We start from the raw sequence: 24,611 nt of genomic DNA, 5'->3' as shown, positions 1-24,611 counted from the left end.
GTCAGGGCTTCCATTCCAGAATTTGCAGGGTCGGCTTGAGCACCAGGGTGATGCCCTTGGTGGCGGACAATGGAATCCGGCTGCCGGTCAGCGGGTCATGCACGATGGCGTCGTTGATGGCGGGAAAGGTCAGGCTGACGCCCGAGGCGCTCCAGACCATCAGCAGATGTTTACCGTCCTCGCGACTCCAGGTCACCGCGTACAGGTCATCGGGCACCTGACTGACGGCGGGCGGATCAGTCGGTGTAACGCGCGGTCCGGTGATGGTCAGAAAATTCTTCAGCGCGGTGTAGACAGGCTTTGGGCTGGCCTGCAGATCCAGCAGACCATAACCCTGATCGCGAGCCGAGGCGCGCTCGTCCAGGTCGCTGAGGTTGAACAGGAAGATGCGCTGGAAATCCAGAGCGCTCATCAGAGCCAGGCGACGCAGGGTGTAGTCGGCCTGACCGGACGTGCCGATCAGTCGTTGCATTTCCACCGGGCCGTCGTAGCTCGACCAGCCCCACTCGGTGGCCCATACCTGACTGACGCCGTTGCTGTGCAGCAGGTTGTTCATGGCATTGGCACGCACCAGAAAATCCCGGTCCGGGACCGAATCGCCTTCGGGGTATTCGGAATACGGATGGTAGGCCGCCACGATGTTCTGGGTGCCCAGCCCGCCATCAAGGAGACTTTGCAACATGTAGCCGGGCGTGCTGTGCATCTGGCTGTAGTACGCCATGCCCGCGGTCACGATGGTTTTTTCCGGCACCGCGGTTCTTAGGGCCTGGGCTGTGGTGGTCAGCAATCGGCCATAGGCTGCCGGGTCTTCCTTGGGCAGCCAGACGATATTCGGCTCGTTCCACACCTGCCAGTTGTTCACCTGCGGGTAACGCTGGGCAAGGCTCACCATGCGCGCGGCGAAGGTGGAAAAATCCCTGGGCGGATACTGGTCACGACCCGTCGCGCCGGGCGGTGCGCTGCTGGCGAAGGGCGCCGAGCCCACCATATAGGCCAGCGTGTTGTAATGATGCGTCTTGATCGCCTCCATCGCCGCGTCCAGCTCCGACAGCGCGAACTTGTCCTTCTGCGGTTCGATGACGGGCCAGTGAATGGTCAGGCGTACCCAGTTCAGTCCCAGCTCGTCGAGGCGCGCCATCTGTTGCTGATAGATGTCCGGCGCAAAGTACTGAAACTGCACGTTGACGCCGAGAAAGTCCTGCCAGACCACCGGCCGCGGTGCTTTCAGCACGGTCGCCGCCTGACTGGCAGCGGCCAGCGTGGCACTGATCAGGGCGGCGGCCACGGACCGCAGGAGGGTTGAACGATGCGCCATCTCAATGCACCTCGCAGGCTTGCCGGAATACATTCTGGAATCGCTCGGCGGTGTGGCTCCAGACTCTGGCCCGACCCATCAGTGAGGCCTTTTCCGCCCACTGGGCGATCAGCTCCGGGCTGGTGCAGACTTTCACCAGCGCGTCGGCAAGCCCCTGGACATCGCCCTGCGGATAGATCATGCCGTTGCCGTGCGACACCTCTTCGGCGAACGAGCGCGCGTCGGAGGTGATCACGCCGCGACCGCAGGCCACGGCCCATGACAGGGCGCCGCTGGTCCCGCGCAATTTGCCCAGCACCTTGAGTTTGCTCGATTCGCGGTAGGGCAGGACCATCACATGATGAGCCTGGATGACCTGTGGAATCTCTTCGGCAGGCAGGTCCAATTGCCAGTCGATCAGGTCCACCAGCCCGAGTTGACGGATGCGCAGCCGCAACTGCTCCAGATAGCTGCCGGAAGGGCCGAACGCCATCTCCGGCTCGCTGCCGCCCGCGAGGGTCAGGCGTACGGTCGAGCGCAAGGCCGGTTTCTCGGTAAAAACGCCGGCCAGTGCATCGAGCAGGTCTTCGATGCCCTTGCCGCGATAGATGAAGCCGAAGTACAGCAGGCGCAGCGGTTTCATCGGCGGTAACGGCGCCGGAGCGATGTCCATGTTGCCGTGGCTGATGACTTCCATCTGCGCGGGCTTGAGGCCCATGCGCTGGCGCAGGCTCTGGCTGCCTGCCTGGGTCAGTGTCACCAGGCGAGTCATGTGCCGGGCCAGTTGCCGTTCCTCGTGCAGGCAAAGGGGATCGGCCAGCACGGTGGCCATTTCCGGCAGTGGAGAGCGCATCCCACTGGCAATCGACAACGGCCAGGGCAGCTTTTCCCGACGCCAGACCAGACGCTCCGGGTCATGCACGGTGGCGGTCAGCGGCAATTTGGGAAAGCGCCGTTGCAAGGCGCGCAATGCCTGGAACTCGGCGAGTCGACCGCCACCCAGTTCGGCATGCACCACGTCGATGGCGCTCCAGTCGGTTTCGGCCACACGCTGGGTGGCAGCGCGTGGATCGTTGCCGACCCCCTGCAACGGTGTCACCACCTGCAGGCCCAGTGCTTCGAGGGCCTGCCTGAGATGGCCCGCATAGTCGGCGATGCCGTTCTGCTCGGGCGGCAGCGGGGCGAGCAAGGCAATACGCATCAGCCACGGCTCCCGATACGCTTGAGAAATTTCAACACGTTCTCGGGTACTTCAAAGCGCCGACGGTTGATGATGACGCCGTCGACTTTCTTGAACGCGGTATTGAGGTTGTGCAAGGTGTCTTCGAGCATCGGCACCGTGGTGTCCTTGGCCCGAACCACCAGCAGAATCAGGTCGGCGTTGCGCAGCAACACGAAAGCTTCCTGGTTGGTGGACACCCCGGAGGCGTTGATCAGCACGATCTCGCCCGGCCGTGCAGGCGCACGATTTTCGGTACGCACCTGATGTCCTTGCTCGATCAGCAGTGCAGCCAGACGCTCGATCACGAACGACACCCCGGCGCCCGCTTTCACAGAGGTGAATCCCAGCGTCAGGCCTTTTTCATCCACCTGATCCAGCGGCAGGATGCCGTATATCCGGTGCAGGTTGGAGATAAACGCAGCGCTGCGTTCCTGAGCGTGTTCCAGATCGGGGAGGGTGGTCCACACCGGCACTTTGAACGTGCTCTCGATCTTGTCGCCGTCATGGATGCGTTGATCAAGCAGGTAGAAGAAGTACAGGGCCAGCGCGCCGACCACCAGACTGAGCGGGAAGGCGAGCAGCACCATCAGCAGGCTTTTCGGGAAAACACGGCTGGGGTTGTAGGTGGCTTCTTCGATGGTCGCGATGTTACTGATCTGGCTGTTGTCCAGCTCACGGTCGATGCGCGCTTTTTCAAGGCTGTCGGTGTATAGCGCGTAGCTTTTCTCGGCGGCATCCAGCTCGTTCTGCAGGCGCGAAAGCTCTGGCTCCAGATTCAGCGCCTGTTGACGGTCGGCTTCCAGTTGGGCGATCTGGGTATTCTGCTGCGTCAATTGGGTCTGCAAACGCGCGAAGCTGGTCTGCTGGTCTGCATACACGTTCTGCATGCGGTTGTAGATCGGGTTGGGCGTGATGCTTTCCGAACGCTGGACCGTGGCGTCCTGCTCGTTGAGCAGTTTCTTGAGGTTGTTGATCTCCTCGTTCACTGCGCGGATCGGCGGTGCCTGTTCCTTGAATGAACGCAACAGTTCCTGACGCTCGACTTCCTTGCCGTTGATGCGGTTCTGCAGGTCCTGGCGGTTGGGGTTGAGGGTCAGTTCCCGTCCGGCGGACACCGTCTTGGGTTGTGCGGCCAGTTGTTTCTTCAGCAGGTCGAGCCCTGCCTTGGTAGAGGCAATGGCGCGGGTCGTATTGTTACGCTCGGTGCGCAGATCATTCAAACCTTGCGAGGTGTCGGCCAGACGCTGGGAAATGCTCACGGCACTCAGCTGATTCAGGTAGTTCTGAATCTGCTTCTTGTACGAAATGATGTTGTCGCCGGTGTTCTTCACTTCCGATTCGTAGAACGTGTACAGGCTGACGCGTCCCAGGGTCTTGGTGCGCTGCAATTGATACTCTTCGATCCAGGTTTTGAGTACGGTTTGCGCGGTGGTCGGGTCGTTCCAGGTAAAGGTCAGCTCCATGACCGACGAGCCCGGCTCGTGACGGACCTTGAAGTTCTTTTCCAGGTCTTCGGCCATGCGCTCGGCCTGGGTGCGTTTTTCAACCAGCCCGATAAATTGCAGCACGCTGCGACCGGCGCCCACGACCGCGCCGACGACGCTTTTCAGACCGTTCTTGATCGACGCCAGAACACCGGTTTCGGGTTCGGCACGGGACAGTTCAGCCAGGTATTTCTCCGACACTTTGCGCATGATCGGGCGTCCCGTCAGCATGCGCTCTTCGTCCAGCAAAGGGTCGCGCAACGCGCTGGGTACTACGATGGCCTGGCGGTTAGACAGCTCGATGGGCACCGTGCTGCTGTCCCGGCCAGGCTTGACCAGCAGCAATGCGGTGGATTCATAGCGGTTGGGCAGCAGCAGGGCCCCCAGCAGCACGACAACGAAAGTCGCTACTACGGTGATCTTGACCTCGTGCCGAAAAATGAACAGCAGGCGCAGCAGGTCGCGAAATGAGCGGATATTGATCATGTCTGTTTCCCTGACAATTAATTGCTGTTGCGCAGCTCGTAATTCAGACCCAGCCCGATCGACTTCGCGAAAGGAATCAACTGGTTGAAGTACAGGGTTACGCCGTCAACCTTGTTGCCGACCGTGGATTTGGGAACGAACACGATGTCGCCGCGCTTGAGCAGAACCGGTGCGGTGGGGCCGCCTGCGCTTGCCCAGAGAAACTTGCTGTAGTCAAAGAAATAGGTCTTGTAGAGGCCGTCGTCTTCCTGGCGCAGCAGGGCTACCTGAGAGGCATCGGCATCGAGTGCGACACCGCCTGCACCAACAATCGCCTGCGCCAGACTGGTGGCCACGTTGACCGGCAGGGTCACCGAGTTACGCACCGCGCCGCCCACGAACACCGTATTGCCCGGTGACTGGGAGATGTTGATGGTCAGGGCCGTTTCGCGATAGACGTTCTGCAGCTTGCTTTCCAGCAGGTCGTTGAGTTGCTGGAGCGTCAGACCGGCTGCCTTGACGGTGCCGATATACGGATAGGAAAAGGTCCCGTCGTTGAGCACCTGAAACAGCGTCAGCTCATAGATCGAGTTGGCGGTGAACGCCGAGATGGACGGCGACTCTCCGGTATTACGCACGATACGCAAGGTGTCACCGGGGCGGATGCGCTCCGGTGGCAACGGCTTGCCCGCCAGCGCCCTGCCGGCTGCCTGGCCTGCTTCGATCTGCGCCGGATCGTCGGGCAGACCGACCCTTGAGGGGGTGTTACAAGCGCCAAGCAGCAATAGGCTGACGATCAGCATCATGCGTTTCATTTATCCTGAACTCCTTTCATGCACGAATACGGCTCCCTTTCGGGTAATAAAATCATGTGTAGGGTTACAGCCAGGTTCGTTTCGGGTGGGTCCAGTCCTCAATGTCGAGTAAAGCGGGGCCGCCATCAGCGGCCTTGCCCGTGTGAAGCGTGATCAGGTTTTCACGGTCTGCTCGGCTACGCGCCCGTAGACGTCGGTAAAGCGCACGATGTCGTCTTCACCCAGGTACTCGCCGCTCTGCACTTCGATCATCACCAGATCGATGACGCCGGGGTTGACCAGTCGATGGGTGAAACCGGGCTTGATAAAGGTCGACTCGTTGGTGTCGAGCATGAACTCGCGTTCGCCATTGGTGACCCTCGCCATGCCGCTCACCACAATCCAGTGCTCGCTGCGATGGTGGTGCATCTGCAGCGAAAGCGACGCCTGCGGACGGACCACGATGCGCTTGATCTTGAAACGTTTGCCTTCTTCCAGGACGGTGTAGGTGCCCCAGGGGCGAGTGACCGTGCGGTGCAGGCGATAGGCGTCATGGCCCTGACGTTTGAGCTCCTGAGCGATGACCTTCACGTCCTGAGTGCGTGTGCCATCGGCAATCAGCAGCGCGTCCGGGGTGTCGATGATGATCAGGTTGTCCAGACCGATACCGCCGACCAGCCGCTTGGGCGAATCGATGTAGCAATTGGTCACGTCGTGCAGCACGGTCTGGCCGTTGCACTGGTTGCCGTGGGCGTCGGCACCGCTCAGTTCGCGCACGGCTTCCCATGAGCCGATGTCGCTCCAGCCAAGTTCACAGGGCACGACCGCCACCTTGTCGGAGCGCTCCATCAGCGCGTAATCGATGGAAATATCCGGCACCAGGCCAAACGATTCGCTGTCGAGTTCGACCTGCAATTCCCGGTTGCCTTCCTTGCTTACGCTTAGCTCCAGGCAGGCCCTGACGGCGCTCAGCACATCCGGCGCGTGGGTTTCCAGCTCGCGCAAAACCGCATCGGCGCGCAGGCAGAACATTCCCGCGTTCCACAGGTGCAGGCCGCCGTCCAGATAACCCTGGGCGCTCGCCGCATCGGGTTTTTCGACGAAACGTGCAACCTGGTACGCGTCTGCATTGAGCGACTGGCCTTTCTCGATGTAACCAAAACCGGTCTCCGGCTTGGTCGGCAGAATGCCGAACGTCACCAGCCAGCCTTGCGAGGCAAGCTCTTGCGCAGCCGACACGGCGCGGGAAAAGGCTTCGATATCGGTGATCAGATGGTCGGCAGGCAGCACCAGCAACTGTGCGTCGCCTCCGTACAAACGGGTGACGTGCACTGCGGCAGCAGCAATGGCAGCGGCAGTGTTGCGCCCGAAAGGCTCGAGGATGAAATCCAGCCTGACCTTGCTTTTGTTCAACTGTCGGTAGTCATCGACCGTACGGAAATACACTTCCCGGTTGGTCACCGTCAGCAGGCGCTCGACATGGGGCAGGGCGGCCGCGCGCTTGAAGGTTTTCTGCAGCAGGCTTTCGCCGTCGGGAAGGCGCATGAACGGCTTGGGCATGGCTTCACGGGAGACAGGCCACAAACGGGTGCCGGAGCCGCCGGCGATGATGCAGGGAATGAGGGTGCTCATCAATAAGCCTCACGAGTGAAGAGCACTGCCGGAACAGTGCGCATAAGGATGTAGAGGTCGAACCAGACGGACCAGTTTTCTATGTACTCAAGATCGAACTCGACGCGTTTTTCGATTTTTTCCACGGTGTCTGTTTCCCCACGATAGCCGTTGATCTGAGCCAGTCCGGTGATGCCGGGTTTGACTCGATGTCGCGACGTGTACTCCTTCACCGCCTGCTCGAAAAGAATGCCTGCCGCTTTCGTTGCCGTCGCATGGGGGCGCGGGCCCACCATCGACATGCTGCCTGCCACCACATTGAACAGCTGTGGCAGCTCATCCAGGCTGGTCTTGCGGATGAAACGCCCGACCCGGGTGATCCTGGCATCGCCCCGGGTGGTCTGTTGCTCCGCCGTTGCATCGGCCTGGTGCTGATGCATCGAGCGAAATTTGAATACCTCAATGAGGCGGTTGTTATAGCCGTAGCGCTTTTGCCTGAAGAACACCGGACCCGGTGAGTCGAGCTTGATCGCCAGTGCGACCAGCAGCATGAACGGTGACAGTGCGAGCAGCGCCAGCGAGGACAGCACAATGTCCTCGGCGCGTTTGATGAACGGAGACCAGCCGTTGAGCGGCACGTCCGAGGCATTGAACATCGGCAGCTTGGCCACTTCCGTGATGCGGTTATGGCTGTGACGAAACGCGACCATGTCCGGTACCAGCAGCACGTTGACCGGAAACCGGCGCAGCTCGTGAATGATGTGGTCCATGCGGTTTTCGGCGGTCCAGGGCAGGGCAACCAGGACCTGGGTGACTTTCTCTTCGCGGATCAACCGCTCCAGATCACTGGTATTGCCCAGCAGCGGCAGGTTGGCGACGGTCTTGGGCATGCGGCCGATGCGGTCATCAATGAAGCCCATCACGCCCGAGCGGATGTCCTGATGCTGGAGCAGGTACTCGGCCAGGCGCATACCGTTCTCGGTGGCCCCCAGAATCACGGCGTTCTGCAGGAACACGCCTTTGCGCATCTGGTGTTTGAACAGTGCCAGCATCAGCAGACGGATGACGCAATACAGAAAGAGGCTGGCCACATACCAGAACACCAGATGTTCGTTGGAGAGGTTGCCGAACAGGCCGAGGGTGCGTTGCATGAACAGCAGCAGGCCGAACGACGCCGACCAGGCGATCACGATTGAGCGAAGGCGCAGGGCGTTGCTGAACAGCGCCTCCGAATACACGCCCATGGCCTGAAAGATCAGCACCACGACAATGCCGAAGAAGACCTGCATCGCCAGGTAATTCTGAGGTTTCTCCATCACACCGTCCGGCATGAACGCACCCAGCAGCAGGCCGGGGAGCATGCAGGCGAGAGCATGCGCGATGCGGATACCGAACAGAAAATACTCCACCAGACTGGTGCGAGTGAGCGACAGGCTGTCTACCGGTTGCAACCTCATAAAGCTCCCTTACTTCCTGTAACCCCACGGCACCCGTGCCGAATCTTTGTGTGAGCTGTGTCGTTCAAGCGCAGAGTCAAAAAAACACCTTCTTTACGGAGTTTGCTGAAGCGTAGCCAATAAGTTGTCGAACTGACGGTTTTTGAGCCTGCAATTTGTAGCTACCACTTTGTGTATATCGGCCGGTGCCCGTATTAACGTGAGAAATTTCAGCCGTTTGTGAGTGAAAACACTCAAACGGAGGGTTTCGCTGTAGTAAAGCTCATGAAACTGAAAAGGGAGAGGACCAATGTTGTGATGAACGGTGCAGGCGAGTGGCTATTAGACAGGCAAGCCGACTTACCTCCGAATCTACGGGCGTAAACCCTCTGTCAAGAGGATCAAAAAAATATTCATCTGGACGGGCTTTTTTCAATTTGGCGGGGTCACAACCCTGCGCTGTGCCAAATGCAGTCAGGCGCTGGCAAACGAAAGCGTCGCTCATATGTGGTACTCGTACCGGTCACCAGAGGGGGTTTCATGACACAACGCAGGGCTATGCTCATTCTTCACGGCAAGCAATCGCTCAATGAAGATGTAAGAAATGGCGTCGCCGAAAAACGCAGGCAAGGCTGGGACCTTGATGTGCGCCTGACCTGGGAGGGGGGCGATGCCCAGCGTCTGGTCAGCGAAGCGCTGGCCGCCGGGCACCGCCATATCGTGGCAGGCGGTGGCGACGGTACGTTGCGCGATATCGCCGAGGCCCTGGCCCAGGCGCCGGAAACCGATACCAGCCTCACCATTCTGCCGCTGGGCACCGCCAATGACTTTGCCCGTGCCGCCGGCGTGCCGCTCGAGGTCGACCAGGCGCTGGAGTTGATGGACGTCACACCGCGTCCCGTCGATCTGGGCGAAGTGGGCGGCAAGCTGTTTCTGAATATGGCCACCGGAGGCTTCGGCAGCCAGGTGACAGCCAATACCTCGGAAGACCTCAAGAAAGTGCTGGGCGGCGCCGCTTACCTGTTTACCGGGCTTACCCGTTTCAGCGAGCTGCATGCCGCTCACGGCGAACTGATCGGACCGGATTTTCACTGGCGTGGCGATCTTCTGGCGCTGGGCATTGGCAACGGTCGGCAGGCGGGTGGCGGGCATGTGCTGTGTCCAACGGCGCTGGCTGATGACGGCATGCTGGACATCAGCATCCTGCCTGCACCTCAGGAAGTGGTCGGCACGCTGAGGAGCCTGCTGGAAGGCGGACTGGGTTTCGATAACATGTTCGTTCGTGCACGTCTGCCGTGGGTAGAACTCAGGTCTGCCCAAGGACTGGAAATCAATCTGGACGGCGAGCCGCTGTCTGGCGAAGACTTGCGGTTCGAGGCACGGCCTGCGGCGCTCAGGGTGCACCTGCCGGACGACTCGCCGGTGCTGTCCACAGGATCCGGCAATGCGCTGCAGCTCAATCGTCCAGGCTGATGATCCGCTCCCGGACGCAGAACAGCACAAGACCGGCCACATCGAAAATCTGCAGCCGCTTCATGATTTGTGAGCGGTGGGTCTCGACGGTCTTGATGCTCAGATTCAGACCGCTGGCGATTTCCCGAGTGGACTTGCCCCTCACGATCAGGCGCAGGATTTCCAGCTGACGAGCCGTGAGGTTGTACTTCTCCTGTGGCAGCTCGGACTTTCCTGTGCGCTGGCTCTGCAAGGCCCGGTTGATCACGGTATGGGCGATTGCCGGACTCAGGTAGCGCTCGCCATTGCGCAAGGCTTTCAACGCCTGCTCCAGCTCGGTCGCCGTGGCGTCTTTCAGCAAATAGCCATGAGCGCCTGCCTCCAGCGCGCGCATGATGATGTCCGGTTCGGTGTGCATCGACAGGATCAGAACCTTGCAGTCCGGCTGGACCTTGACCAACTGCTCCAGTGCGTCCAGTCCGTTCATGTCCTTCATGCCGATGTCCAGCAGGATGATGTCCGGCTTGAGGCGGTGCGCGAGCCCCGACAACTGACTGCCGTCGCACGCTTCCCCGACGATGGCATAGCCGGGAATGTCCGAGACCAGAGCGCGTACGCCAGCCCTGATCAGTGAATGGTCGTCCACCAGTAACAGATTGCAGGTCATTGTGTTTTCTTGTGCAAACGGGCGCGCTCGCCCGAACGGGGCGCCCAGGGAAACATGACTTCGATTCGAGTACCCAGTCCCTGTCCGCTATGCAGCGACCAGGATCCGTCCAGCAGCGTGACGCGTTCACGCATGCCGGCCAGGCCGTTGCCTTCGGGTCGGGGTTGGGCGGCAGGCTCGAAGCCCGTGCCGTCGTCGGCGATCAGTATCGACAGCCCGGCAGGTTGACGTTCGAACCGTATCAACAGATTTTTCGCCTGGGCATGGCGCAGCATGTTGGTCACCGCTTCCTGACAGATACGGTAGGCGGCGACGGCCATCTCTTCCGGAATTCCGTTCAAACGCTGTTGGCACTCCAGGCTCCAATGGGTCTGGCTGTTGGCAAGCGCGCTGACCAGATGGGCGCGCAGCCCGCCTTCAAGTCCCAGACTCGATAACTGGCGAGGATTGAGAATGGCGGAAAGGTCGCGGACTTTGCCCAGCGTTTCTGCAAGGGTTGCCTCAAGCTGCCCGGCATGAGTATTCAATTCGGCAGGCAGTCGACGTTGCAACCAGGCCAGTTGCAACTGAGCACCGGTCAGCATCTGGCCGATGTCATCATGGAGTTCGCGACTCAGACGTTGCCGCTCGGTTTCCTGAACATCCAGCATTCGCTGCGCCAGTTCCTGCGGTTGCAACTGGATCAGACGGCTGGTGCGCCAAAGATAGAAACAGAGGCTGGCAAACGCCATCAGATTGAGCGTCAGCAGGCTGGCCGGGAAATACGAAGAACGGATGAACAGCACCGTATTACCCAGCGCTGCACTGGCACAGAGCGCGGCTATGACCCACTTGACCCGGTTGGTCGTATCAGAGCCCAAACTGAAAGACCGAACGATGGCATGCATATCGATTCGCGCCATTAATAGCCATAGCCAATAATCGGACAGCTTGATGTCAATTTAATATTGATCGCAGGATCAACTGACTGTTTGAGTATATTCAAGGAAATTGAACTCGACACTTTTGATTCCATTCCAGTCAAACCCGCAGTCATGTCCGCCGTCACGTCTGTGAACAGCACGTCATGGGTGTCGGACAATCTTACCTTACATGCGTGTCAACCAAACGTTTAACTGCGCAGTGTGCCGACGGAATGGATGGCATGCAGGTCAGTGAAAGCGGGGAGTATTCGCGCGCATATCTCAAAGCCGACCGGGGAGGTGTGAACGCATCATCAAAGTGCCGTGCCTTCTGCAAAAGGGGGTTATCTTTTCATTGAAAGAAGGTCGGCGTTTTCGTCCTGCTTATTCGCGTGCAGCGTCCACGGCTTTATCTGAACAGGCCGAGAGGGCAGCCAGTCTGCCCAACAGTTCCTGCTGTTCCTCGTTGTCCATGACCAGCTCTCCGGTATTGGGGTCGAGGAGTTCCAACTGCCATGAAACAAGGGCCAGGCAACTTTTGACCGTCGCCAGTGTTTCCTGTGACAGTCCGTTGGCCGGGTCGGCGTTGTCGAGCAGGCAGCGCAGTCGCCGAGTGAAGTCCGCTATACATTGAACGGATGCGTCGTCGGCCTTGTTGGTCAGTGTCAGCAGCGAGGCCAGCAGGCAATTGACTGCATCTTCATCGTCGCCGATCAACTCGAGGTGCGACAGGCACTCTTCCGATTTATATAAAAGCGCCTGGGATTCGGCCAGAAACTGTTCATGTTTCTGCTGCCATTCGTTACTGCTCAGCATCCTGTATCTCCACACATCATGGACAGCGAACTCTCGCCCGCCGCGAATGGCTGACAGTTAATGTCGATTTCATCTGAAAGTCTGTAGGGCGTTTCGGAATGTATCTCAGCGATGGCGTATTGATGTGCGCCAGGGACGATCCATGTGGATCCAATCCCGCGGTCAGGACGCAAAAAACGCGCTGCTTCGTCTGCAATGGTAACCCGTACCAGCGAAACGTCGGTCCCGACGGGGCTGGTCGATTGCAAGGACTGGAACGCGAACACAGGCCTGACTCCATTCGTGCAATGAGAATGGCGTCACAATAGTGGCAATGAGATAGCGATCATATCAGGTATTCCCCGATAGACATTCAGGGTAAAACCTAGGGGCGAGCGTAATGACCCTGTTTATAGGGGCTGAGTGGCGGGCGCAAGTACGGAGTCGCACGGACACTTTTTGCGATGGGACATCAGTAAAGCATGATGGTAATGTGACATCAATGCCTGAAATCGGCTTTTCATTGCCATTAAGGTCCGGCTCGTTTCAGCCGATATACGTTAAGCAGACTCATCGTGACCAACGCTTCAGGAGCTAAAATGGCTGGCATTCTCGACACAGTAGATCAACGCACACAGCTGGTGGGCGAGAATCGCCTGGAAATTCTCATGTTCCGCCTGGCCGGTCGGCAGTTATTCGCGATCAACGTGTTCAAGGTTCAGGAAGTATTGCAGCTCCCCAAGCTCACCCTGATGCCGCAACGACACTCCTTCGTCTGCGGAGTCGTGAACCTGCGGGGTCAGACGCTGCCGGTGATCGACCTGTCCCAGGCGATCGGCATGCGGCCTCTGGTGCCGGGTCCGGGCAGCACCATTATCGTGACCGAATACAACCGCTCGGTTCAGGCGTTTCTGGTGGGCGGTGTGGATCGCATCGTCAACATGAACTGGGATGCGATCATGCCGCCGCCTGCCAGTGCGGGCCGTCAGCATTACCTGACCGCGATCAGCAAGGTCGATGATCAATTGGTAGAAATCATCGATGTTGAGAAAGTGCTCGCCGAGATCGTCCCTTACAACGCCAAGGTCTCTCGCGAGAAGCTCGAAGATCCGGTGCTCGAGGGCGCGCGCGGTCGTGAAGTGCTGCTGGTGGATGACTCCAAGGTTGCCTTGGCTCAGTTGCGTGACACCCTGTCGCAGTTGGGGCTGAAGCTTCACGTTGCCAGTGACGGTCTCAAGGCGCTGAACATGCTCAAGGGCTGGGCTGACGCCGGTGAGGACGTGCACAAGAAACTGCTGATGGTGTTCACCGACGCCGAAATGCCGGAAATGGATGGTTACCGTCTGACCACCGAGATTCGCAACGATCCGCGTCTGCGTGCGTTGTATATCGTGCTGCACACCTCGCTGTCCGGCAGTTTCAACGAATCGATGGTCAAGAAAGTCGGCTGCGACAACTTCCTGTCCAAGTTCCAGCCCGACAAGCTGGTTGAAGTAGTGCGTGAGCGCCTGATGATGCTGACTCACTGATTCACCGCCTTACCCGAACTGCCTGTGAGGTTCCTGTTCGTATAAGCTTTGCCGTTCACGTCAAAGCTTTTCGAGCCACCCAAGGAACCGTTCATGCTACGTCTGCGCGCGCTCTATCGTTTTCCTCTCAAATCCTGCAAGGCGGAAATCCTGCAACGGGCGTCGTTCGACAGCCTGGGGCTGGCGGGTGACCGACGCTGGATGCTGGTTGACGAGAGCACAGGGCGTTTTCTGACCCAACGCGCGGTGTCGCACATGTCACAGCTGTCGGTGCTGTGGAATGCCGGTGGAGGGGTGACACTCAATGCGCCTGGCTTTGCACCGCTTGATGTCGCCGTTCCGATCGATGTGCAGGACAACCTGCGCGGCGTGACCGTCTGGCGCGACTCGCTGCAGGTGCCTGACGCGGGCCAAGAGGCGGCCGACTGGGTCAGTCGCTTCATCGGCAAGCCGACGCGCATGGTTTACATGCCCGTCGAGCGCGCCCGCTGGCTGCCCGGCGGATACGGATCGGTCGACAATCGTGTCAACTTCGCCGATGGCTTTCCGCTTCTGTTGATCGGTCAGGGCTCGCTCGACGATCTCTCTGCCAGGCTGGGCAGGGAGGTGGAAATGCTGCGCTTCAGGCCCAACCTGGTGATCGAAGGTGCCGAAGCCTTCGCTGAAGACAACTGGAAGCGTATCCGCATCGGCGACATGCACTTCGAACTGCTCAAACCCTGCGCCCGCTGCATCCTAACGACTATCGACCCGGCTACCGGCGAGCGCAGTCCTGATCGCGAACCTTTTGCGACCCTGAAGAGCTATCGTGAAGTCGAAGGCAATGTAATGTTCGGACAGAACATGGTCAACGTCGGGCCGGGCGAGCTTGAGGTGGGTATGGAGGTAGAGGTGCTGGAGTGAAAGGGTGACTTGGGCCATGCGCTCGGCTCACCGAATCCGCAATCTGTGCCGCCCGTGACGCAGAGCGATGGGCACGATCAGTGTCGAGGCAGACTTTGTATACGATGAGCGCAGAGGAGTAACGATCACTGATCTGCCAGCACCCGCGCTGGAGCCCAGCGCCCCGGGCCTGTTAACATTCCGCGCTTGATCGACCTTATTTCGGGATTTTCCATGACCACCGTTCGTACCCGCATCGCGCCATCGCCCACGGGCGACCCCCACGTTGGCACGGCTTACATCGCACTTTTCAACTATTGCTTTGCCAAGCAGCATGGTGGCGAGTTCATTCTGCGCATCGAAGACACCGATCAGCTGCGTTCGACCCGTGAGTCCGAACAGCAGATTTTCGACGCCTTGCGCTGGCTGGGCATCGAGTGGAGCGAAGGTCCCGACGTTGGCGGACCGCACGGTCCTTACCGGCAGAGCGAGCGGGGCGAGATTTACCAGAAGTACGCCCGGCAGCTGGTCGAAATGGGCCATGCCTTCCCATGCTTCTGCACCGCGCAAGAGCTGGACGAAATGCGTGCCGAGCAGATGGCCCGTGGCGAGACCCCGCGTTACGACGGCCGTGCGCTGTTGCTTTCCAAAGAGGAAGTGCAGCGTCGTCTGGACGCTGGCGAGCCGCACGTCATTCGCATGAAGGTGCCGACCGAAGGCGTCTGCGTGGTGCCGGACCTGCTGCGTGGCGAAGTGGAAATCCCGTGGGACCGCATGGACATGCAGGTCCTGATGAAGACCGACGGTCTGCCGACCTACTTCCTGGCCAACGTGGTCGATGACCACCTGATGGGCATCACCCACGTGTTGCGTGGCGAAGAGTGGCTGCCCTCGGCCCCGAAACTGATTCTGCTGTACGAATACTTCGGCTGGGACAAGCCGCAGCTGTGCTACATGCCGCTGCTGCGTAACCCGGACAAGAGCAAGCTGTCCAAGCGCAAGAACCCGACCTCGGTGACCTTCTACGAGCGCATGGGCTTCATGCCTGAAGCCATGCTCAATTACCTGGGCCGCATGGGCTGGTCGATGCCGGACGAGCGCGAGAAGTTCTCGCTGCAGGAAATGGTCGAGCACTTCGACCTGTCCCGCGTGTCGCTGGGCGGTCCGATTTTCGATATCGAGAAGCTGTCCTGGCTCAACGGTCAGTGGCTGCGTGAGCTGCCGGTCGAGGAGTTTGCCGCTCGTGTGCAGAACTGGGCGCTGAACCCCGATTACATGATGAAGATCGCACCGCACGTGCAGGGCCGCGTCGAGACGTTCAGTCAGATCGCGCCATTGGCCAGTTTCTTCTTCGCCGGTGGTGTCACCCCGGACGTGAAACTGTTCGAGCACAAGAAGCTGTCCGGCGATCAGGTGCGCCAGCTGATGCAGCTGATCCTGTGGAAGCTGGAATCGCTGCGTCAGTGGGAGAAGGACCCGATCACCGCCTGCATCCAGTCGGTGGTCGAGTACCTTGGCCTCAAGCTGCGTGATGCCATGCCGCTGATGTTCGCCTCGATCACCGGGCAGGCCAGCTCCGTTTCGGTGCTGGACGCGATGGAGATTCTCGGCCCGGACCTGACGCGTTTCCGTCTGCGTCAGGCCATTGATCTGCTGGGCGGCGTCTCGAAGAAAGAAAACAAAGAGTGGGAAAAACTGCTGGGCGCCATTGCCTGACCCATCAGTGATGTGAAGAAGCCACTGTGTGCCCGTGTGAGCAGGGCAGGCAGTGGCCGACTCGGTCTCGGATTTGCGGGCCGAAACGGTAAGTGATTGTTATGCCGACGAAAAACTTTCAAATTTCTCGAAAATAAATTTGACAGGTTAGCGACTCACGCTTAACATGCGCCCCGTCCACTGATGTNATAGCTCAGCTGGGAGAGCGCCTGCATGGCATGCAGGAGGTCAGCGGTTCGATCCCGCTTAGCTCCACCAAATTCAAGGTTCAAGGCCTGGTAAAACAGGGTGTTGAATCGATCGGAGTCCCAACTCTGATCAGGTAGAAGGTTTNCTTCGTCTAGTGGCCTAGGACACCGCCCTTTCACGGCGGTAACAGGGGTTCGAGTCCCCTAGGGGACGCCAGTTTCACCGAGTGATGCCGGAAGGTTGAACTCCGCCGCGAGGCGATAAATCCNATAGCTCAGCTGGGAGAGCGCCTGCATGGCATGCAGGAGGTCAGCGGTTCGATCCCGCTTAGCTCCACCAATTTTGCCAGGGTTCATCACTGATGAACCTGACTGAAGGTTTTGCNCTTCGTCTAGTGGCCTAGGACACCGCCCTTTCACGGCGGTAACAGGGGTTCGAGTCCCCTAGGGGACGCCACGATTTCCCGCTCTGCGGGACCAAGGGTCATTCGATTATTGAATGGCCCTTTTGTTTTTTCAGGGTTTTGTTTTTTCTTCGAACCCGTCTCCTGCCTTCGAATATCTCCAGACATGCCTTGTCGGGCATGCATTCCAGCTACACTGCCGCCAACGAAATTACCCAAGCAGGAGCGAGCATGGTCTGGGATCGGGCAACGCCTTTCGTCATCGATCTGAATGTGGGTGGCGATGATATCGACGGTCTGGGGCACGCCAACAACGCGGTCTACGTCACTTGGCTGGAGCGTTGCGCCTGGCGCCATTCGCAGTATCTGGGTCTGGACCTCAGCGAGTATCGCCGACTGGACCGCGCCATGGCTGTGGTCCGGCACGAGATCGATTACCTGGCCAGTGCCTACGAGGGCGATGAGCTGCAACTCGCGACCTGGATCGTCGATTGGGATCGCCGCCTGAAAATGACGCGCTGCTTTCAGCTCAAACGTCCCGCAGACAACCTGACACTGTTGCGGGCGCAAACCACCTTCGTCTGCATCGAACTGTCCACCGGTCGCCCGAAGCGCATGCCGTCAGAGTTCATCGAAGGCTATGGCGCTGCAATGTTGGACGGCGGCGTTCCCAATCCGGGTGACGAGCAGTAAACTGCCGGACTTTTTTTCGAGTGTGACCCATGCAAATTGCTCTGGCGCCCATGGAGGGGTTGGTCGACGACATCCTGCGTAATGTGCTGACTCGCGTCGGCGGCATCGACTGGTGTGTGACCGAATTCATCCGGGTGACCGAGCGGGTCATGCCTGCCACCTATTACTACAAGATGGCCTCCGAACTGCACACCGATGCCAAAACAGCAGCAGGCGTGCCGCTGCACTTGCAGTTGCTCGGGTCCGATCCGGTCTGTCTGGCAGAGAACGCCGCGTTTGCCTGTGAGCTGGGCGCGCCGGTCATGGACCTCAACTTCGGGTGTCCGGCCAAGACCGTCAACCGTTCCCGGGGCGGTGCGATTCTGCTCAAGGAGCCTGACCTGCTGCATTCCATTGTCAGTCAGGTGCGCCGCGCCGTGCCCCCCGACATTCCTGTCACCGCCAAAATGCGTCTGGGCTATGAAAACACCGACGGTGCCCTGGACTGTGCCCGGGCGCTGGCCGATGGTGGTGCGGAACGCATCGTGGTCCATGCGCGCACCAAGGTCGATGGTTACAAGCCGCCTGCGCACTGGGAGTGGATCGCGCGCATTCAGGAAGTGGTCAAGGTGCCGGTTGTTGCCAACGGTGAAATCTGGACGGTCGAGGACTGGCGGCGCTGCCAGGAAATCTGTGGCGCCCGTGACATCATGATCGGTCGCGGTCTGGTAGCGCGTCCCGATCTGGCCCGCCAGATTGCTGCGGCCCATGCGGGCGAGGAGGTGGTCGAGATGACTTGGGCCGAACTGCAACCGATGCTGCGCACGTTCTGGGGTGATTGCCTGGCCAAGATGACCCTGGTGCAGGCGCCGGGCCGCCTCAAGCAATGGCTGGTGCTGCTGACCAAGAGTTACCCTGAAGCGACGCTGATGTTCAACGCCTTGCGCCGCGAAACCGATTGCGAACGGATCAGTGTTCTGCTGGGTTATTCAGCCGAAAGTCAGCCCGACGAACGGTTGTGTTTTTCGTAAAAAACCGCTCTTGAAAAGTCAGTGGCCGACCCTAGTTTGGGGATTACGCGATGCCGAATCCGGGTCGCGCAAACTACTCGCTGATTAACAGGAGAATTATCATGACGACTGCATTTTCTCTGGCTCCACTGTTTCGTCACTCAGTGGGCTTCGACCGCTTCAACGACCTTTTCGAGTCGGCGGCACGCAATGATTCGTCCAGTGGCTACCCTCCCTACAACGTGGAGCGGCATAGCGACGATCAGTACCGGATCGTGATCGCAGCGGCAGGCATGCAGGAAGAAGACCTTGATTTGCAGGTCGAGAAAGGAGTGCTGACAGTCACTGGCGGCAAGCGCGAACGCGAAGCCGAAAACGTGACCTATCTGCATCAGGGCATCGCCCGGCGTGAATTCAAGCTGTCGTTCCGTCTGGCGGACAACATCGAGGTTCGGGGAGCCGATCTTTCCCATGGCCTGCTGAACATCGATCTGGTGCGTAATGTGCCCGAAGAGGCCAAGCCAAAGCGCATTCCGTTGAATACTCAGAAAGCCATCGAGCAGTGATCGCTGCTGTAACGGAAAGGCGCCTTCGGGCGCCTTTCTGCGTTTAGTGATCTGGAAGCAGGCTCGGCTGCCGAACGGGCTGCTTGAGTCGCAGCAGGGCTTCAAATTGCGAGTCGCCCAGCGGTTCGCTGAACAGATACCCCTGATACACGTGGCACCCCAGTTTTTCGAGGAACGCCAGTTGCTCGACGGTCTCGACGCCCTCTGCGATGACATTGAGGTTAAGACTCTGCGCCATCGCCACAATCGCGCGAATGATCTCGGCGTCATTGGGGTCGCTGGTGGCATCCTGCACGAACGACTGGTCGATCTTGAGCGTATCCACCGGAAGACGCTTGAGATACGTCAGGGACGAATAGCCGGTGCCGAAATCGTCCATGGCAAAGCTGATCCCGAGCTTTTTCAGGCTGCGCATCTTGGCAATGGTGTCTTCAAGGTTCTGGATAACGATGCCTTCGGTGATTTCCAGTTTCAGCATGGTTGCAGGCAGCTGATGCAGCTTCAGGCTGCGCTCCACCCGTGCGACAAAGTCGGTCTGCCTGAACTGGCGCGGGCTGATATTGACGCCCATCAGGAACCCGTTGTGCGCGATCAGCCCCTGTTTGAGCAGGCGACCGGCAGTCTTGCAAGCCTCGTCCAGCACCCAGCTACCCACCTCAAGAATCATGCCGCTCTCTTCAAGTATCTGCACGAACTGAGTGGGCGGCAGCACGCCATAGTCGGGATGCTGCCAGCGCAGCAGTGCCTCGGCACCTGTGAGAGCCTGGTTCCGGCAATCCACCTGGGCCTGAAAATGCAGGTGGAATTCGTTGCGGGTCAGTGCCAGGCGCAGATCGTTTTCCATGCGCAGGCGCTGGCTCACCGCTTTTTGCATGGAGCTGTGGAAGAATTGCGCGGTGTTGCGGCCTGAATCCTTGGCGCGATACAGCGCGATATCGGCGCGCTTGAGCAGGTCGGCAGGAGTTGAACCGTCGTCCGGGATCAACACCATGCCGATGCTCGGCGTTACCTGGAGTCGATGGCCGTCGAGGAACATGGGTTCCGCCAGCAGCTCGCGCAGGTTGTCGGACAGCTCCTGAACCTGTTGGGTCACCTCGTGACGTGAGCCTTCAAGGCCGCAGATCAGCACCACGAATTCGTCCCCGCCGAGTCGCGCCACGGTGTCTTCGAGGCGCACGCTGGCCTCGAGCCGAGCGGAGACGATATTCAGCACGCTGTCGCCGACCGGGTGGCCGAGGGAGTCATTGATGTGCTTGAAATGGTCGAGGTCCATGAACAGCAGCGCGCCACGCAGGCGGTGATGCTTGAGCAGCGACAGCTGCTGGCTCAGGCGGTCCATGAGCAGCGCGCGGTTGGGCAGGCCGGTCAACGGGTCGTGATAGGCCAGATGCTGGATCTGTGCCTGAGCGCTTTTCAACTGGCCGATGTCCCGGGCGTTCATCAGCAGGCAGGCGGTATGGTTCAGGGTGATGAATTCCACCGACACATCGAGGGTCAGCGGATCGCCATTCTTGTTGCGGCCCGCCATCTCTCGATGATGCACGCGGCCGGTGTCGCGTAGTTGGTCGATCATGCTCTGGCGCTGATCAGGGTCGGTCCAGATGCCGATCTCCTGGACCGTCCTGCCCAGCACTTCAGGCGCGCTGTAGCCGGTGAGGCGGCAGAAACCGTCGTTGACCTCCACGTACCGGCCGGTGCCCAGTTCGGTGATGGTGATCGAGTCGGGGCTTGAGTGGAACGCCTTGGCGAACTTCTCTTCGCTGGCCTCCAGTGCGGCCTGGGCCTGCTGCTGGGTGATGTCCAGCAGCGTGCCGGCCAGTCTCGAAGGCGTGCCGTCAGCGTTGCGGTAAAGGATGGCGCGGCTTTCGAGCAGTCGTGACAGGCCGCTTTGCAATTGAAAGCGGTAAGTCAGCTGGAAGGTGTCCTGTTCACCGGCGACCACCGCTTTGTAGGCGCTGCGCATGCGATGACGTTCCACCGTTGGTACGCCCGCCAGAAAACGGGTGAAGTCGTAATCGAGTGGCCGGGCTTCGCGGCCATGCAATTGGGCGGCTCGTGCGCAGGCATGCAGTTGATCCGTAGCAATGTCCCATTCCCAAGTCCCCATCTGCGCGGAACTCAACGCCAGATTCAGGCGATCCTGCGTTTCCCTGAGGGTCTGTTCCACAGTGCCCTGTGCCGCTGGCGCGGCTGCAGGCTGTGCGGACGCCAGCAGAATGGTCGGGTCCAGAAGGTTGGGCATTGATCACGAGCCTTTAATGAATAAAGCCAGTAAAACGATCGATCTGCATCCTGTATCGCATAAAAAAACACTATCAACCGCTGTATCGCGCATTACAACAATTTCATGAATGCCCGGGCCGCATTTGATAGAGTCCGCTCCGTGTGCAGGATGTAGCCTAGCTGGCGATTCAGTTGCACGCCTGTCAACGGAATGCGCGCAACCTGTTCATCGAGCATGGTGCGTGGCAGAACACTCCAGGCCAGCCCGATAGACACCATCATTTTTATGGTTTCAAGGTAGTTGGTGCTCATCGCGATATCAGGCTTGAGGCCATGTGCCTCGCACAGGGTGCTGACAATCTTGTGGGTGAACGTGTTGTCGCTGGGCAGTACGGCCGGGTAGCGTGCAATATCCTCCAGTTCCATCGGGCCGCTGTTGGCCAGCGGATGTTCCGGTGCCGCCACGAAGTCCAGCGGGTCGTCCCATACGGCAGTGGCGCGTACCAGTGCATGAGGTTCCGGCGCGAGGGTGATGACGGCCAGCTCGGCGCGGCCGTGCAGAATTTCGTCATAGGCCGCTTCGGAATCCATGAACCGGATATCCAGCGCCACGGCCGGATACGTGCGAGTGAACTCGCGCAATAAAGGTGGCAGACGATGCAGTCCGATATGGTGGCTGGTGATCAGCTTCAAGCGCCCGGACACTTCGCCGTTCAGGTTGGTCAGCGCCCGACGCGTGTCATCCAGCACGTTGGTGATCTGATAGGCCCGTGGCAGCAGGGCACGTCCCGCCTCGGTGAGGCTTACTTCACGGCCCAGGCGGTCGAAAAGACGCACACCGAGTTGCTGCTCAAGGCCTACGATCCTTTTGCTGATAGCCGGTTGTGTCAGGTGCAGGCGTTCCCCCGCGCCGGAAAAGCTTCCGGTTTCGGCGATGGCCAGAAAAGCATTCAGGTTGGCGAGATCCATCGTCACATTCCAGTTGGTTATCCAAAGCATAAAAAATATGAATTGGAGTTATTTAAGCACATTCCATAGGATGGTCACACAAGCCAAGGGCCCATGGACGTCCGTAGCCCAAGGCATAAAAAAGCTGATGAGGAAGTACGTCCAATGGCCGGTAAAACGCTCTACGACAAGCTCTGGGATTCGCACTTGGTCAAACAGCGCGACGATGGTTCTGCGCTGATCTACATTGACCGTCACATCATCCACGAAGTGACCTCGCCACAAGCCTTCGAGGGCCTGCGCCTTGCCAAGCGCAAGCCGTGGCGCATCGACTCGATCATCGCCACCCCCGACCACAACGTACCGACCACCTCGGAACGCAAGGGCGGCATCGGTGCCATCGAGGATCAGGTGTCGCGTCTGCAGGTCCAGACCCTGGACGACAACTGCGACGAATACGGCATCACCGAATTCAAGATGAACGACCCGCGTCAGGGCATCGTCCACGTGATCGGTCCTGAGCAGGGCGCAACCCTGCCGGGGATGAGCGTGGTCTGCGGTGACTCGCACACCTCGACGCACGGTGCTTTCGGCGCGCTGGCTCACGGCATCGGTACGTCCGAGGTCGAGCACGTGCTGGCCACTCAGTGCCTGGTCGCCAAAAAGATGAAGAACATGCTGGTGTCAGTCGAAGGGCAACTGCCATTCGGCGTGACCGCCAAGGACATCGTGCTCGCAGTGATCGGCAAGATCGGCACCGCAGGCGGCAACGGTTACGCCATCGAGTTCGCTGGCAGTGCGATTCGTGACCTGTCCATCGAAGGCCGCATGACCATCTGCAACATGTCCATCGAAGCAGGCGCACGCGTCGGCATGGTGGCCACCGATGAAAAAACCGTCGAGTACGTCAAGGGCCGTCCGTTTGCGCCAAAAGGTGCCGAGTGGGATCTGGCGGTGGAGGCGTGGAAGGATCTGGTTTCCGACCCGGACGCGGTGTTCGACACCGTGGTCAGGCTCGACGCTGCGGAGATCAAACCACAGGTCAGCTGGGGCACTTCGCCGGAAATGGTACTGGCTGTCGATCAGAACGTGCCCGATCCTGCGCAGGAAATGGACCTGGTCAAGCGTGGCTCCATCGAGCGTGCCTTGAAGTACATGGGCCTCAAGGCCAACCAACCGATCACCGACATTCAGCTGGATCGCGTGTTCATCGGTTCGTGCACCAACTCGCGTATCGAAGACCTGCGTGCTGCCGCCGATATCGCCAAGGGCCGCAAGGTTGCAGCGACCATCAAGCAGGCCATCGTGGTGCCGGGCTCTGGCCTGATCAAGGCGCAGGCCGAGCAGGAAGGGCTGGACAAGATCTTCATCGAGGCAGGTTTCGAATGGCGTGAACCGGGCTGCTCCATGTGTCTGGCGATGAACCCGGATCGACTGGGTTCCGGCGAGCACTGTGCCTCGACGTCCAACCGTAACTTCGAAGGGCGTCAGGGCGCTGGCGGCCGTACTCACCTGGTGAGCCCGGCGATGGCAGCAGCAGCGGCCGTCAATGGCCGTTTCATCGACGTTCGCGACCTGATCCAGCACTGAGGACACCCGCATGAAAGCCTTTACCCAGCACAATGGTCTGGTCGCTCCTCTGGATCGCGCCAACGTCGACACCGACCAGATCATTCCCAAGCAGTTTCTCAAGTCGATCAAGCGCACCGGCTTTGGCCCGAACCTGTTCGACGAGTGGCGTTATCTGGATGTGGGTCAACCGTATCAGGACAACTCCAAGCGCCCGCTGAACCATGAGTTCGTGCTCAACCACGAGCGTTATCAGGGAGCCAGCGTGTTGCTGGCCCGTGAGAACTTCGGTTGCGGCTCCAGCCGCGAGCACGCGCCATGGGCACTGGAAGAGTACGGTTTCTGCGCAATCATCGCGCCGAGCTATGCCGACATCTTCTTCAACAACAGCTTCAAGAACGGCCTGTTGCCGATCATCCTGACCGAAGCTGAAGTTGACGAACTGTTCAAGCAGGTTGAAGCGAGCCCTGGCTATCAACTGACTATCGATCTGCAGGCCCAGACCGTGACCCGTCCAGACGGCAAGGTGCTGAGCTTCGAGATCGACGCGTTTCGCAAGCATTGCCTGCTCAATGGCCTGGACGACATCGGCCTGACACTGATGGACGCCGATGCCATTGCGACGTTCGAGAGCAAGCACCGTGCAAGCCAACCGTGGTTGTTTCGCGACTGACAGGCGGGTAGCGGCTGTCTCCTGAGTAACGCAGCACGTGTGGGAGGCGGCTTGCCGGCGATGCAGTCGACGCGGTGTGTCAGGAAAATCGCGTCATCGTTCATCGCCG

Annotated in this window: 20 protein-coding genes and 2 tRNA genes; 11 read left to right on the top strand and 11 right to left on the bottom strand. The window is 59.5% G+C overall.

The window, feature by feature from the left end; all coding sequences use genetic code 11:
- Nucleotide 1: 1 nt before the first annotated feature.
- The 6 genes from AO065_RS07690 to AO065_RS07665 form a co-directional block, all read right to left on the bottom strand.
- Nucleotides 2–1,315, bottom strand: coding sequence for a cellulase family glycosylhydrolase (locus AO065_RS07690; RefSeq protein WP_004882629.1), 1,314 nt, complete (start codon nt 1,313–1,315; stop codon nt 2–4).
- Nucleotide 1,316: 1 nt separating this feature from the next.
- Nucleotides 1,317–2,495 (bottom strand): glycosyltransferase, encoded by a 1,179-nt coding sequence (locus tag AO065_RS07685; RefSeq protein WP_004882628.1) that lies wholly within the window; start codon nt 2,493–2,495, stop codon nt 1,317–1,319.
- A complete protein-coding gene (locus AO065_RS07680; RefSeq protein WP_004882627.1) occupies nt 2,495–4,486 on the bottom strand; it encodes a GumC family protein in 1,992 nt (663 codons plus the stop codon). The genes AO065_RS07685 and AO065_RS07680 overlap by 1 nt, the downstream gene beginning before the upstream one ends.
- Before the next feature lie 17 nt (nt 4,487–4,503).
- On the bottom strand, nt 4,504–5,280 hold the full coding sequence (locus tag AO065_RS07675; RefSeq protein ID WP_004882626.1) for a polysaccharide biosynthesis/export family protein: 777 nt from the start codon (nt 5,278–5,280) through the stop codon (nt 4,504–4,506).
- A 153-nt stretch (nt 5,281–5,433) separates the two neighbouring features.
- A complete protein-coding gene (locus tag AO065_RS07670; RefSeq protein WP_004882625.1) occupies nt 5,434–6,891 on the bottom strand; it encodes a mannose-1-phosphate guanylyltransferase/mannose-6-phosphate isomerase in 1,458 nt (485 codons plus the stop codon).
- Nucleotides 6,891–8,327: an undecaprenyl-phosphate glucose phosphotransferase gene (locus AO065_RS07665; protein ID WP_004882624.1), complete on the bottom strand. Its 1,437-nt coding sequence runs from the start codon at nt 8,325–8,327 to the stop codon at nt 6,891–6,893. The genes AO065_RS07670 and AO065_RS07665 overlap by 1 nt, the downstream gene beginning before the upstream one ends.
- A gap of 519 nt (nt 8,328–8,846) precedes the next feature.
- On the opposite strand from AO065_RS07665, the gene yegS reads away from it, so the two are divergent.
- Nucleotides 8,847–9,779 (top strand): lipid kinase YegS, encoded by a 933-nt coding sequence (gene yegS, locus AO065_RS07660; RefSeq protein ID WP_032651117.1) that lies wholly within the window; start codon nt 8,847–8,849, stop codon nt 9,777–9,779.
- On the opposite strand, the gene AO065_RS07655 is transcribed toward yegS, so the two are convergent.
- The 3 genes from AO065_RS07655 to AO065_RS07645 form a co-directional block, all read right to left on the bottom strand.
- A complete protein-coding gene (locus tag AO065_RS07655) occupies nt 9,763–10,425 on the bottom strand; it encodes a response regulator (RefSeq protein ID WP_004882622.1) in 663 nt (220 codons plus the stop codon). The two genes, yegS and AO065_RS07655, sit on opposite strands and share 17 nt — an antisense overlap.
- Nucleotides 10,422–11,312, bottom strand: coding sequence for a sensor histidine kinase (locus tag AO065_RS07650; protein ID WP_004882621.1), 891 nt, complete (start codon nt 11,310–11,312; stop codon nt 10,422–10,424). The genes AO065_RS07655 and AO065_RS07650 overlap by 4 nt, the downstream gene beginning before the upstream one ends.
- A 399-nt stretch (nt 11,313–11,711) precedes the next feature.
- Nucleotides 11,712–12,143, bottom strand: a complete 432-nt coding sequence (locus tag AO065_RS07645; protein WP_004882620.1) for a hypothetical protein — start codon at nt 12,141–12,143, stop codon at nt 11,712–11,714.
- A gap of 578 nt (nt 12,144–12,721) precedes the next feature.
- Between AO065_RS07645 and AO065_RS07635 the strand changes: the two genes are divergently transcribed.
- From AO065_RS07635 to AO065_RS07590, 8 genes are all read left to right on the top strand, one after another.
- Nucleotides 12,722–13,651 carry a chemotaxis protein CheV gene (locus AO065_RS07635; RefSeq protein ID WP_004882618.1) on the top strand — a complete coding sequence of 310 codons (930 nt, stop codon included), beginning with the start codon at nt 12,722–12,724 and terminating at the stop codon, nt 13,649–13,651.
- 93 nt (nt 13,652–13,744) lie between these two features.
- Nucleotides 13,745–14,554, top strand: coding sequence for an MOSC domain-containing protein (locus AO065_RS07630; protein ID WP_004882617.1), 810 nt, complete (start codon nt 13,745–13,747; stop codon nt 14,552–14,554).
- Between the two features lie 213 nt (nt 14,555–14,767).
- Nucleotides 14,768–16,249, top strand: coding sequence for a glutamate--tRNA ligase (gltX, locus tag AO065_RS07625; RefSeq protein WP_004882616.1), 1,482 nt, complete (start codon nt 14,768–14,770; stop codon nt 16,247–16,249).
- A 335-nt stretch (nt 16,250–16,584) separates the two neighbouring features.
- Nucleotides 16,585–16,654: transfer RNA gene (locus tag AO065_RS07615), tRNA-Glu, on the top strand.
- A gap of 170 nt (nt 16,655–16,824) precedes the next feature.
- Nucleotides 16,825–16,894, top strand: a tRNA-Glu gene (locus AO065_RS07605).
- A 178-nt stretch (nt 16,895–17,072) separates the two neighbouring features.
- The gene (locus AO065_RS07600) at nt 17,073–17,534 is read left to right on the top strand and encodes an acyl-CoA thioesterase (RefSeq protein WP_004882615.1); all 462 of its coding nucleotides are present in this window, start codon (nt 17,073–17,075) and stop codon (nt 17,532–17,534) included.
- Nucleotides 17,535–17,563: 29 nt separating this feature from the next.
- Nucleotides 17,564–18,544 (top strand): tRNA dihydrouridine synthase, encoded by a 981-nt coding sequence (locus AO065_RS07595; RefSeq protein ID WP_004882614.1) that lies wholly within the window; start codon nt 17,564–17,566, stop codon nt 18,542–18,544.
- Nucleotides 18,545–18,645: 101 nt separating this feature from the next.
- Nucleotides 18,646–19,089, top strand: a complete 444-nt coding sequence (locus tag AO065_RS07590) for an Hsp20 family protein (protein WP_004882612.1) — start codon at nt 18,646–18,648, stop codon at nt 19,087–19,089.
- Nucleotides 19,090–19,132: 43 nt separating this feature from the next.
- Here the strand turns inward: AO065_RS07590 and AO065_RS07585 are convergent, their stop codons facing one another.
- Complete coding sequence (locus tag AO065_RS07585) at nt 19,133–21,331, bottom strand: putative bifunctional diguanylate cyclase/phosphodiesterase (protein WP_004882611.1); 2,199 nt, start codon at nt 21,329–21,331, stop codon at nt 19,133–19,135.
- 92 nt (nt 21,332–21,423) lie between these two features.
- Entirely contained in the window at nt 21,424–22,281 is an 858-nt protein-coding gene (locus AO065_RS07580; protein WP_004882609.1) for a LysR family transcriptional regulator, read from the bottom strand.
- Nucleotides 22,282–22,425: 144 nt separating this feature from the next.
- On the opposite strand from AO065_RS07580, the gene leuC reads away from it, so the two are divergent.
- Together leuC and leuD are read left to right on the top strand one after the other, a co-directional pair.
- On the top strand, nt 22,426–23,850 hold the full coding sequence (gene leuC / locus AO065_RS07575) for a 3-isopropylmalate dehydratase large subunit (RefSeq protein WP_004882607.1): 1,425 nt from the start codon (nt 22,426–22,428) through the stop codon (nt 23,848–23,850).
- 10 nt (nt 23,851–23,860) lie between these two features.
- Nucleotides 23,861–24,502, top strand: a complete 642-nt coding sequence (gene leuD / locus AO065_RS07570; RefSeq protein WP_004882606.1) for a 3-isopropylmalate dehydratase small subunit — start codon at nt 23,861–23,863, stop codon at nt 24,500–24,502.
- The last annotated feature ends 109 nt before the right edge of the window (nt 24,503–24,611 follow it).

It is taken from the genome of Pseudomonas viridiflava, assembly GCF_001642795.1.
Lineage (GTDB): Bacteria > Pseudomonadota > Gammaproteobacteria > Pseudomonadales > Pseudomonadaceae > Aquipseudomonas > Aquipseudomonas viridiflava.
This window is presented reverse-complemented; position numbering and strand designations above follow the sequence as displayed.